Annotated in this window: 7 protein-coding genes; all 7 read right to left on the reverse strand. The window is 53.0% G+C overall.

What is annotated here, in order from left to right; translation table 11 throughout:
* Positions 1 to 6 precede the first annotated feature (6 nt).
* The 7 genes from OCU43_RS16085 to OCU43_RS16115 all read right to left on the reverse strand — a co-directional run bounded on the left by OCU43_RS16085 (position 7) and on the right by OCU43_RS16115 (position 11,948).
* Positions 7 to 1,263: a tetratricopeptide repeat protein gene (locus OCU43_RS16085; RefSeq protein WP_175483585.1), complete on the reverse strand. Its 1,257-nt coding sequence runs from the start codon at positions 1,261 to 1,263 to the stop codon at positions 7 to 9.
* 81 nt (positions 1,264 to 1,344) lie between these two features.
* Complete coding sequence (locus tag OCU43_RS16090; protein ID WP_091361017.1) at positions 1,345 to 2,955, reverse strand: SEL1-like repeat protein; 1,611 nt, start codon at positions 2,953 to 2,955, stop codon at positions 1,345 to 1,347.
* A gap of 91 nt (positions 2,956 to 3,046) precedes the next feature.
* Positions 3,047 to 4,555 (reverse strand): SPOR domain-containing protein, encoded by a 1,509-nt coding sequence (locus OCU43_RS16095; RefSeq protein ID WP_175483586.1) that lies wholly within the window; start codon positions 4,553 to 4,555, stop codon positions 3,047 to 3,049.
* 381 nt (positions 4,556 to 4,936) lie between these two features.
* Positions 4,937 to 7,078: a TRAP transporter permease gene (locus OCU43_RS16100; RefSeq protein WP_091361019.1), complete on the reverse strand. Its 2,142-nt coding sequence runs from the start codon at positions 7,076 to 7,078 to the stop codon at positions 4,937 to 4,939.
* Between the two features lie 91 nt (positions 7,079 to 7,169).
* Positions 7,170 to 8,198 carry a TAXI family TRAP transporter solute-binding subunit gene (locus tag OCU43_RS16105; RefSeq protein WP_091361020.1) on the reverse strand — a complete coding sequence of 343 codons (1,029 nt, stop codon included), beginning with the start codon at positions 8,196 to 8,198 and terminating at the stop codon, positions 7,170 to 7,172.
* Positions 8,199 to 8,496: 298 nt separating this feature from the next.
* The gene (locus OCU43_RS16110; RefSeq protein WP_091361021.1) at positions 8,497 to 9,873 is read right to left on the reverse strand and encodes a sigma-54-dependent transcriptional regulator; all 1,377 of its coding nucleotides are present in this window, start codon (positions 9,871 to 9,873) and stop codon (positions 8,497 to 8,499) included.
* Between the two features lie 2 nt (positions 9,874 to 9,875).
* Complete coding sequence (locus tag OCU43_RS16115) at positions 9,876 to 11,948, reverse strand: sensor histidine kinase (RefSeq protein ID WP_091361022.1); 2,073 nt, start codon at positions 11,946 to 11,948, stop codon at positions 9,876 to 9,878.
* Positions 11,949 to 11,955 lie beyond the last annotated feature (7 nt).

Below are 11,955 nucleotides of genomic sequence, written 5' to 3' on the forward strand. Positions count from 1 at the left end.
AATGCTCTATTGCGCATACAGAGAGCGATAACTTCGAATCCAGGCTTCACTTGCCAGGGCCCCTGGAAGCCGCTGCTTCAATGTCCTCAAAGCGTCGGCTTTGCTGACAAAACTTTCTTTCAGCAACACCACATAATCGTGCTTGGCAAGGTTAACAGTATGGGCAATTCGCGGGATATGGTAATCGCTGATAAAACGAATACTGCTCTCCAGACTGGTCAGCCGTGCAAGCTGCACCACAAAAAGGCCCGCCGGTTGCGCTTTCAGCCAGTTAATATCCCGCAGCGATGGTTCAGCATCCGCCTGAACCGCTGATGCAGGCCCAGGGGTATCAGCCCGCTCCGCTTCTGCCTGCCCGGTGGACTGATCTGAGTGATTCAGTGAAATACGATTGTTGCGCGGGCGGGACACAGCTGTCCCAGCCTGTTGCATCGCGGCTAAAATCTTGTCATACAGCACCTGGGTTTTCGGATTACCCAGTTCGATACTGGCGTCAGCATAGGCCAGCGCCTGCAGCAGATCCTGCGGCACCACCCGTCCTTGGGAGTAGATCAGTGCCAGATTATGAGCCGCATAAGCGTTACCCGAATACACCGCTTGTCGGTACCACTCGATGGCGCTGCCGGGGTCAAAGTCAATCAACAAAACGCCCAGTGCCAGTTGCGCTTTATCATTCCCCGCAGCGGCAGACTGCTCTATCCAGGGACGGGCGGCAGCGGGATCTTTTGCCACTCCCTCGCCCTGCAATAACATCAAACCGGTTTTTAACTGACTGTCCGACAGGCCCGCTTCTGCTGAACGCTGGTAGAGAGTAAAGGCCTGATGGATATCCTGGGGTACCCCTTCACCCTTTTCATACAACAGCGCCAGATTACGCATCGCTTTAGCATTGCCCAGCTCAGCCGACTGCGTGTAATAGTTGATACTCTGCTGCAGATCGATCTCAGTGCCTTTGCCTTTCTGATAGGCTATCGCCAGGTTATAAGCCGCTTCAGCATGATCACCTGCAGCTGAGATCGTCAGCCACTCGACCACCTTTTGCCAGTCAGGCGTACCACTCTCCACCCCAAGCGCATAGAGACGGGCAAGGATAAAAGCGGCCTGAGGATCCCCCACCTGAGCCAGAGGCAGGCAGCTATGGTAGGCCTGCATCACTTTCCCTTCGCTATACGCCTGCTGGCACTGCTGCATCTGCGATGCGTACACCCCACTACCCAACAGTGTTATAACGGCCGCAATGGTAAGCCTTAATCCCTTGAGCATTGTTGATCCTTTACCACAATGTTTCTGCTTGTTCATTCAATCCGATTAACACACCGCCAGATCGCCCAAAACGCGACGGGATTAATCCACCGGTTTATAAGCGGAGAGAATCGCCCGATAGGTGCGATACCAGACCATATCAGACAGTTTTTCAGGCAACTTCCCGGCGGCAATTGCCCGGGCACCACTCAGGGATGCACTCGATTCGGCATAGAGCACCACATACATATTCCCGGCAGCAGTCACAGCTCTGAAGTAGTTAGCTTTGCCATCCAGTTGATTTTTTTTCAGAAACACTCTGACCGAATCTTCACTACTCAGTTGTACCAGCTGCAACACATAATGCCCTTCAGGCTGCGACTTCAGCCAGGAAAAATCGTGGCGACCAATAACCGCCTGCGGGCTTGTTTCACCGTCTGTCTGCTCAACCGCACTACTATCGGCACTGACGCCAGTAACCTGATCATCCTCAGCAACCTGCACCTGTTCTGAGGTAGTCACCGATACCGCTGTGGTTAACTGAGTATTTCCGGCATCTGACTCTGCCTGAGTCTGAGTCTGTTCCGCGATGCCCCTGGATTCCATTTCAGTGTCTGTCTGCTCAACCGCACTACTATCAGCACTGATATCAGCACTGACGACAGTATCCTGATCATCCTCAGCAACCGGCGCCTGTTCTGAGGTAGTCACCGATACCGCTGTGGTTAACTGAGTATTTCCGGCATCTGACTCTGCCTGAGTCTGAGTCTGTTCCGCGATGCGCCGGGATTCTGTTTCAGTGTCTGTCTTCTCAACCGCACTACTATCGGAACTGATATCGGCACTACTATCAGCACTGACGACAGTATCCTGATCTTCCTCAGCAACCGGCGCCTGTTCTGAGGTAGTCACCGATACCGCTGTGGTTAACTGAGTATTTCCGGCATCTGACTCAGACTGTGCTGCGATGCGCCGGGACTCCTCGAGCGCCATCTGCTGGCGCAGGCTTTCGACCAGATCAACAGCCGCTTCATAGTTCAGCCGTTCACTCTCTTTTGCGTGATGCAAAGCCTTATCCAGATCCATCTCTTCAGCACCAGCTGGCTCCCGGTAGAGCAACGCCAGTTGGTAATCGGCAAAACCACTGCCCTGCTCTGCAGCACGCTGATACAAAGTCATCGCTCGCTGCGGATCCGTCTGTTTTAGCAGCGTTGCCAGTGTAATCTGCGCACTCAGATCACCCTTTTCGACCGCTAGCTCCAGCCAGTGGCGCGCCTGGGTGAAATCCTGAGGTGTCCCGCTCCCTTTAAGATAACTGATACCAGTCTTTACCTGACTGGCCAGATGCCCCTGCTTAGCCCCTTTAAGATACCAGCTAAAAGCAGTTTCCAGACTCTTGGGGACGACATCACCCCGCTCGTAAAGCTTCGCCAGGTTATAACAGCCGGGCCCATACCCCCACTCAGCAGAACGGGTCAGCCACTGCAATGCCAGATGCAGATCCGGTGAGCTTCCTTCGAACCCCTGACTGTAGAGATTGGAGAGAATGAAGCTGGCTTCACCATCCCCCTTTGCTGCCTGTGGCAGGCAACGCTGTAGCGCTGCGCGGGTTTGTTTATTTTCATAGAGTGTTCGACAGCTCAGATCTTCAGCCTGCGCCAAAGAACTCCAGATAAGTGAAACACTCAGGAGATAGAAAACAGTTCGGGCCATAGTTTGTCCGTAACAACAGTAACAAAGTCATTAATATATACAGAGGGGGCCTTAGGAGCCCTGCGTTGGCTATACCAGAATCCCGCATTGATCAGGATTCTGGTGGCACGTATAACTCCTGCAAGCGCCTGAATTTCCGAATCCAGTGGCTCTTTCGGGCAGACTCCGGAATCTCCGCTACCGCCTGTTCAGCCTCCGGTATGGTTTTATAGTCACCATAGATCAGCACATAAAACAGCCCCGCTTCACGCTGAGTACGAAAATATCTGACACTATCCGGCAGGTTATGCTTCTTAATATACTTGAGCATCCCTGCTTCATCGGTGCCATACCGTAGCTGAATGGTAAAATTGGGTGGGAACTGGTCCATCACCCAGCCATCCGCCAGCGCATAGGGGTTATCCGGATGCCATTCAACCGGTTGCGGTTGCGTCAGAGACTGGTCTTCAGTGTCAGGCAGTGCGTCAGCTGCGTTAACCTCCTGAGAAAGCTCTGTAGCAGACGGGGCCGGCTGCGTCGCAGCCAACTCCGGTGATGCCGTTTCAGATGCAGTTACGCTCTCTTGTGAAGACTCTCCGGCCTCGGGCGGCACTGCAGCTGCTTCGGGTCCCGCTACAACCTCGGATTCGGGTAACACACCATCAACCGAGAGCGTTGCCAGCAACAGCTGCTGTTCCCCTGAGCCATTTTCGGGGACCGACTCACGTATCAGCCGCGTTAACTGCTGTTTCTCTGCCTGAAGTTCAACCACTTTTTGCTGTTCTGTTTCAAGACGAATCAGATTTAACAGGGACTCGGCTTCACTGTTTCCGGCATCAACTGCCTGCTGCGCTAACTCGGCAGCTTTCTCATGATCAGCCTCAACCCCCTGGCCGGCATAGTACACCAGAGCCAGGTTTTGCAGCGCCAGGCTGTTACCCTGCTTAGCCGAGCGTTGATACCAGATCAGACTTTCGGCCGGATCGATCTCAGCGAGAATCACCCCCATCGCCACCTGGGCATTACTATTACCCGCTTCCGCTGCCTTTCTGATCCAGTGTTGCGCCGATGCCCGGTTAGCCGTTACGCCACGCCCTTCCAGCAACATAGTGCCTACCTTAAGCTGAGCACTGACCAGTCCCTGCTGAGCTGCTTTCAGATACCACTGATAAGCCCGCGACTGGTCTTTCTCCCCGGCAGCACCGGTTTCAAACATGGCCGCCAGCAACTTTTGCGCCTTCGCATGTTGCGCCAGTGCCGCCTGCTGATACCAGTGTCGCGCCTGGCTATTACTCTGGGCAACCCCCTGCCCCAGTTGATAGGCCAGACCCAGACGATAAGCCGATTCGGGATGACCTTTTTCTGCGGCAACCTTATCCCAGAAGAGCCCACGCTGATCATCTTCATCAGTACCCAGCGCCTGATAATACATAGTCGCTAACAGAAAGGCGGCTTTCGCGTCTCCCAGTTCAGCGAACTCCTGACACTGCCCCCGGGCACTCTGATAATCGGCAGTGGAAAAAAGCTGATAACATGCATTGGTGTCCTGCCCACCGGCAAACGAAACAGAGGAAAGTAGCAGTGCAGAACCCGCGCCAAGCAGTACGGGTAAATGAGCCATCCGGCTCAATGATATTGACTTCGATCTTATTAACATAGTCCCTACCGCAATTCTGAAGCGCTTTATAGAAGCCGCTTCATAGCATTTGTACTGCTTAACTCCCCCCCGGAGCTAAACAGAAAACTGGCGACCATAACAATCCTCTGTTGGGAGCCATTTCCAGCCAGTCTTTATCATATACTGACGGTACCGAACAGGCGGGCACAAAAGGTAACGATACCGGCCTGCAAGCAAAGTACGGGGAGCCACCGCTCCCAACGACAATTTAACAAATTGTCGGCTGATGAATAAGTGATATTACTCACTATTTAGCTTAAAAACGAAAAAACCGGCATCAAAAGCCGGTTTTATTATTACAGTTGAGATATCTCACTACGGGAGCTACGCCAAAGCCCCCGACGGAATCTCCCTGCGGGAGCGGCTGTAGATGAACAGTGCCAGAAATACCAGCAACCCCAGACTACACATCCACCATTCACCGTGGGGCCATAGCATCACCCCACCGGCAACACCCGAGATCAGTCTTAACAGAGGGTTAAGCGGACTCTCAAGATATCCCTCCATAAAGCCAACCAGCGCATAGATACCGAAAATTGAGAAGAAGAAAATACTCAACACCTCAGCGGTAGTACCACCAATAAAATTGGTATAGGCAAACAGCAACGGCACAATATAAAGTCCCTTAGCGATCTTCCAGGCAGTAAAACCGGTTGCCATCGGCGGCGTTTTTGCAATCGCAGCAGCCGCAAAAGCGGTCAGGCAGACCGGTGGCGTGACATTGGAGTCCTGAGACAACCAGAAGATAATCATATGGGCAGACAACAAGATCATAGTCAGATGCGCCGGATCGATCGCCTGTTCCAGCAGTTGGCCTTTAAAGTCGCCGGGCACCAGTGCTAGTAACTGTTGCGCATCTACCTTGCTCATCGGTTCAGCCAATAGCGCCGCTTTATCTGCATCGACCAGCAGGAAGATGGTTCGGGCAACTTCCGGCAGCGTCCCATTGACCATCATATCCACCAGTTGCATCTCCGCAATCAGGTTATACAGTGCTGGCGCTGACAGGGTAGCCAGGACAATATAGGCCGCCGTTACCGGCAATCCCATCCCCAGAATCAGAGACGCCAGGGCCACCAGCAGCAGGGTAATCAGCAGACTGCCTCCGGCCCACTCGGCCACCATCAGAGAGAAGGTGTTACCGATACCGGTCATCGCCACGACGTTGACCACCAGTCCCACAGCGATCAACAGCATCGCCGTTGTGGCCATATTTTTGGAACCCTGCGCCAGAGCATCAAAGACATCCCTGACACCCATCGGATGTTTTGACAACCAGGATGAAACCACCACCGAGATAATGGAGATACCCGCGGCGTAGGTAGGTGTAAAACCATAGATCAGCAGACCCACCAGAACCACCAGTGGCAACAGATAGTGCCAGCCATCCCGGAACACCTCCCCAATGGGACGGGTATCCAGCTCAACCGCCTGCGCCTGACTACGCATCGCCTCAACCCGGACAAAAAAGCCCACCGAGAGGAAGTACAACAGTGCCGGCAGTGCCGCCACGGCGATCACATCCACATAAGGGATCTGCGTATAGGAGGCCATAATAAAAGCCCCTGCCCCCATCACTGGCGGCATCAGTTGCCCCCCGGTAGAAGCTGCCGCTTCGACACCTGCTGCAAAGCGGGCGGGAAAGCCTGCCTTCTGCATCAGAGGGATAGTGATTACCCCGGTGGATACTGTATTCGCCACCGAGGAGCCTGATACCGAGCCCATCAGGCCTGAGCCCAGCACCGCAACGAATCCGGGGCCGCCTATCATACGGCCGGCCGCACAGCGGGACAGTTCGATAATAAAATCACCGGCACCGGACTTCACCAGAAAGGCACCAAAGAGAATAAACATGAACACATAGGTCCAGGATATCCGGGCGATCTGACCAAACATCCCCTCTGAAGAGAAGTAACTGCGATACAACAGTGTTTCCAGACTCAGGCCCGGGAAACCGAAGATCCCATCAATATATTGCCCCCACCAGAAAACATAGGTCAGGGCTACCAGAATCATGCAGGGAATGAACCAGCCAGTGGTCCGGCGCGCCATCTCCAGCGCAATAAAGATGGCACACAGCGAGAAGACCCAGTCGAGATCATCAAACTTAACGCCCCGGGCGTAGAGGGCATCTTCGAAACCGATCAGATAGAGGGTACAGGCGATCGCAGCACACCCCAGCAGGATATCGAGTATCAGCGTAATACGACGCCCGGCACTGGTGTTACAGCGCATCATCGGCACCATCAGCGCACATAACAGAGCAAAACCACCAAAATGGATGGCAGACACCCACAGCTCTGACACCGTGCTGAGCGTGTTAAAGTAGATGTGCACCAGGGCAAAGGCAACGCCCGCCCAGTAAATAAAGCGTCCTGTAAGCGAGTGTTCCGGACGCTGCAACAGCTCCAGACTCTTCAGCTTTGCAGCGGTTTCCTGATCGGTATTAGTATCAATAGAACTCATAGCGGTATTCCGTTGACAATAAAGGTAGAACGTAAGAGATCGGGGGCGTTGGCCGCCCCCGGGGGATCACTGAACTGATCAGCAATAGGGATCACTCAGCAATCAGGTGCTCAGGAATAGTCAGACCCGCTTCTCTGTAATAACGGGCGGCACCAGGGTGCAAAGGAAGTGGTAAACCAGCAATGGCTTTTTCCAGCGCCATCGCTTTAGTCGCTTTGTGAATACCGTTCAGGAATGGCAGGTTTTCATAGATAGTTTTCGTCAGCAGATAAACATCTTCCTCTGACAGATCATCACGGACCGCCAGGAAGTTAGGCTGAGCCATGGTATTGATATCTTTTACCTGACCCGGATAGGTGTTCGCCGGAATCACATAACGGGTCCATAATTTATAGCTACCGTTGGCTTTTTTGATCTGCTCATCGGTAAAGTCCAGCACGGTCATATCGCTGCCCAGGGACGCATAAGCCCGGGTAATCGCAGAAGTAGGCACACCGGATGGGATATTCATCCCTTCAATGGTGCCGTTCTGCAGCGCATCGGCACTGGGACCGTAGCCCATATGGGCCATATCCATGCTATCTGCATCGATGCCCAGGCCTTTCAGAATCTGCAGACCAGATCCCTCTGTGCCGGAATTTTTCTTACCGATGGAGAATTTTTTCCCCTTCAGACCGTTAAGATCATCAACGGTGCCGGTTTTCGCCAGATCAGACTTAACCACAAACTGTTCAACGTTCTGCCACAACATAGAAACCGAACGCAGGTTTTTCTTCGGACCGGTTGAGGCAAATGCCCCCTCACCACTCCAGGCCCAGGCGCCATAGAGTCCCTGCAGAATCGCAAACTGAGCCTCATTTTCGCTGAGCAACTTAATATTTTCACCGGACCCGGCAGAGTTAATAGCAGAGAGAGACACCTTATATTTAGGTTCAAGCTTTACTTTTGTCAGAGTTGCCAGAGCCACACCGACCGGGTAGTAGGTTCCACCGGTCGAAGCGGTCGCAAGAATATAGGAGCGATTCTCTTCTGCCTGCGCGATCGATGCGCCACCCAGAGCAGCACTCAGCGTGACAGCCAGACCCAGGCCTTTGATCAGAGTTCGTTTACTACTTTGCATGTTCAATTCCTTCTCTCGGGATTTATTGTTAGTGTCCATCGTATAAAGCAATGCTGATGCCAAGCCCAACAAAAATTTACAAATCATTGATAATAAATAGTTTTTATTATTCTCCTCTTCGATATTCAGAGATAATAAGCAAAAAACTGCCGATTACCCATAGAACAGATAAGCAGGATCTTGCCTATAAATGGCTTCACTCCCCCGCTTAAGACAGATAATGTCGCACGCAGAGATAAGTAAAATTAAAGTAAAGCAGAGTTTTTCAGAAATGCAGGGAGAATGAGCAACTTTTTGCCTATTCTCCCGCTGAGTCGATGAATTGCGAACGGTCGATCTGATATTTAACCATTTTCTGGTTCAGTGTACGGCGTGGCAGGTCCAGCATCTCCATCACCGCTTTGATATTGCCCTTGTGCTGCTGCAATGCATCGCAGATCACTTTATATTCAAAATTTGCCACCTGCGCGGCCAGCGGCAGAGCGCTCTCCAGCCGCTGATTGTTAAGCGGTTCGATAGCTGTTTCCGGGTAGATCAGATCGGCCACCGGCAACATATCATCCAGGGCATAACGCACCGCGATGTTCTTCAGTTCCCGGACATTCCCCGGCCAGGCATATTGCTGCAGATTGGTCAGATCCTGTCGGGTAATTCTACGCAGATCCCGGCCGTGCTGGGTGGCAGCCTGACGGGCATAATATTCAAACAGCAGCGGGATATCTTCGATACGTTCACGTAACGGTGAGAGGTAGAGGCAGGACACATTAAGCCGGTAGTAGAGATCCTGGCGAAAGTTTTCCTCTACAGAGAGATCCGCTTTGGAGGCGGCAACAATACGCAGATCCACCGGCACCTGTTTATTCGACCCCAGCGGCTCAATCACTCCTTCCTGCAAGCTGCGCAATATCTTCACCTGCAGACTGGCAGGCATACTTTCGATCTCATCCAGCAACAGTGTACCGCCATCGGCATGCTGAAACTTACCGGTACGTTTTTTGGCCGCCCCGGTAAACGCGCCCGCTTCATGGCCAAACAGCTCAGTTTCAATCAGATTTTCAGGTATTGCGCCGCAGTTGATGGGCACAAAGTTGCGCTCACTACGGGGACTGAACTCATGCAGACACTGCGCCACCAGCTCTTTACCGCTGCCGGTTTCACCGTAAATAATCACGTTGGTATTCAAGGCGGCGTATTTAAGAATATCCCGCCGCAGTTTCTGAATAGCCGGTGAGATACCGATGATTTTAGCGTCAATCCCGCTGCGGGAGGCCAGATCCTGTTGTAAACGAAGATTTTCCAGCACCAGCAGTCGCTTTTCACAGGCCCGGTTGATCGTCTCGACCAGGCGTTCAGGGACAAAGGGCTTTTCAATAAAATCATAGGCGCCATCGCGCATCGCACTGATCGCCATATCCACATCACCATGACCGGTAATCAGAATCACCGGCAGCTCTGGGATGATAGAGCGGGCTTCCTGCATAAACTGTAAGCCATCCATCTCCGGCATACGGACATCGCTGACCACCACACCGGGAAACTGTTCATTGAGGTGGGTCAGCGCCTCCCGCGCCCGGTCACAGGCAATCACCCCGAATCCGGCCATCTGCAGCCACAGGGTGGTGGATTGGCGAATCACCGGATCATCATCCACCAGCAAAACCTGGCCTCTGTTCATCTTTACTCCTCTGACTGTCTGATTAATGGCAGGGACACACTAAAGCAGGTATGCCCTGGCCGACTGTTAACCCGGATAGCCCCACCCAGATCCTGCACGATTGAGCGAACGATCGGCAAGCCTAACCCCAGCCCCTCACCGATCGGCTTGGTGGTAAAGAAAGGCTCAAACAGCTGAGTCTGACTCTGCTGATCAATCCCCTTGCCGTTATCACTGATCGCAATAGTAACGGTTTCTGTTGTCTGCTGTATCTGAATCTCAAGGCGCGGTGCAGAGACATCGGCCAGGGCATCACAGCCGTTACCGATCAGATTAACAAATATCTGCTCCAGCCGGGCACTGTCACCACTGACCTGCAATTCAAGTTCGGGACGGGGATAGTGCAGCTCAATCTGTTGCTGCTGCAGCCGACCGCGAAACAGATCAACCACCTGATCCAGCGCCAGCAGCGGATCAACCGGGGAAAGATGCTGGGGCTTCTGGTAAGCAAAGGTTTTCAGCTGCCGGGTCAGCACCGCCATCCTGTTGATCAGGTCATTAATCAGTTCCAGATTACTGTCCAGTTGCTCCGTTTGCTGCTGTTCTATTAACTGACGACAGATCGCAATATAGGTTCTCAAAGCGGTCAGTGGCTGGTTTAACTCATGTACCACCGCCGATGACATGCGCCCCAGAGCCGCCATTTTCTCCGCCTGAACCAGCTCATCCTGCGCCTCCCTCAACGCCAGAGTGCGCTGCTGCACCTGATCTTCAAGCTGGTCATTCGCTTGTTGCAGGGCTCGTTCCAGCCGTTTGCGCGGAGTAATATCAATCACCGTGACCAGATAGTTAACACTTGCATCCCGCTCAATCTGCTTGATTGAAAACAACATGGGAAAGGTATTGCCATCGGAACGTTTACCCACCGTCTCCATCGCTGTCACCGGCGCAAACCCACGACTACCAAGACGATCCAGCACCCGTTTCATCACCCCCTGATAAACGTCCGGCTCGATAAGATCTGCGATTCTGGTGCCCTTAATCCGCGCCATCGATACCCCAAACTGTTGCATCGCCATCGGATTGATAAACAGGATACGCCCCTGATTATCCAGGGAGATCATACCGACATGGGCATTATTGATAATATCCCGCTGCCGCGCTTCACTTCGCTCCAGCGCCTGCTGTGTCTCCCGGCGGGAGATATGCTTCAACTGTCGCTCCCGTAACAGAAAAACCAGCAATGAGATAACGATACAGAATGCCAGGCTAAACAAGGTTGCATTGCGCTGTATCCGCCTCACCTCCCGCAGGTCATTGAGCACCGACACCTGCCAGCCCAGGTCATCCAGAGTAACGCTCTGCAATACGGCCCGGGTACCATTGTGCAGTTCTACCAGACTGATCTCAGAACCATCATATAACCGATCAGTGCGCTGTTTTAGCACCACATCCTGAAGCTGTTTCGCCGCCTGAAACGGTTTACTGGCGATCAGAATCTGTCCCGCTTTACTGAACAGGTAGTGGCTGGTCTGATCCAATCCAGCCTGCAACAGGGTCAGATCCAGCCGAACCGTTGCCACCCCCAACAGCTGGCTCTTCATATATACCGGGGCGGACAGATAGACAGCACCATCACTCTCGCTGGCGGGTAAAACCAGCTGAAACCCCTGCTGCCCCTCCAGCGCCTGGAGAAAATAGGGTTTCTGACGATGGCTGACCGAATAGAAATCCTGCTGCTCCCGCCAATGGCTAAACGCCTGAGCACGGCCCTGAGCATCAAGGATAAACAGCGCCGTGGAGCCCGCCACCAGATTAGTCTGTTCCAGATAACGGCTAACCCGGGCAATTTTATCCGGTGAGGGGTTACGCAACAGTTCAGCCACATCATTACTTTGCGAGATCAGGAACGGCAGGTATTTATAGTCTGCCAGCTCGGTACGGGTCTGACTGATAATGTTCAGCAGTTGGCTTTCCCCGCTCTCCTTCAGGTCGGACAGCGCCCAGTTACGAACAAACTGGTTCACCAGTACCGTGCCAATGAGTGACAACATCAGCATCAGCAGGGCAAGCGGAAAAAAACGCGGAAACTGCACTCACTCT

The organism is Amphritea atlantica, from assembly GCF_024347255.1.
GTDB lineage: Bacteria > Pseudomonadota > Gammaproteobacteria > Pseudomonadales > Balneatricaceae > Amphritea > Amphritea atlantica.

What these genes read in the sequence shown, in the direction of transcription:
- OCU43_RS16085 (WP_175483585.1), bottom strand. Translation starts at nt 1,263, where the DNA reads ATGCTCAAGGGATTAAGGCTTACCATTGCGGCCGTTATAACACTGTTG.
- OCU43_RS16105 (WP_091361020.1), bottom strand. Translation starts at nt 8,198, where the DNA reads ATGCAAAGTAGTAAACGAACTCTGATCAAAGGCCTGGGTCTGGCTGTC.
- OCU43_RS16100 (WP_091361019.1), bottom strand. Translation starts at nt 7,078, where the DNA reads ATGAGTTCTATTGATACTAATACCGATCAGGAAACCGCTGCAAAGCTG.
- OCU43_RS16110 (WP_091361021.1), bottom strand. Translation starts at nt 9,873, where the DNA reads ATGAACAGAGGCCAGGTTTTGCTGGTGGATGATGATCCGGTGATTCGC.
- OCU43_RS16095 (WP_175483586.1), bottom strand. Translation starts at nt 4,555, where the DNA reads ATGGCTCATTTACCCGTACTGCTTGGCGCGGGTTCTGCACTGCTACTT.
- OCU43_RS16090 (WP_091361017.1), bottom strand. Translation starts at nt 2,955, where the DNA reads ATGGCCCGAACTGTTTTCTATCTCCTGAGTGTTTCACTTATCTGGAGT.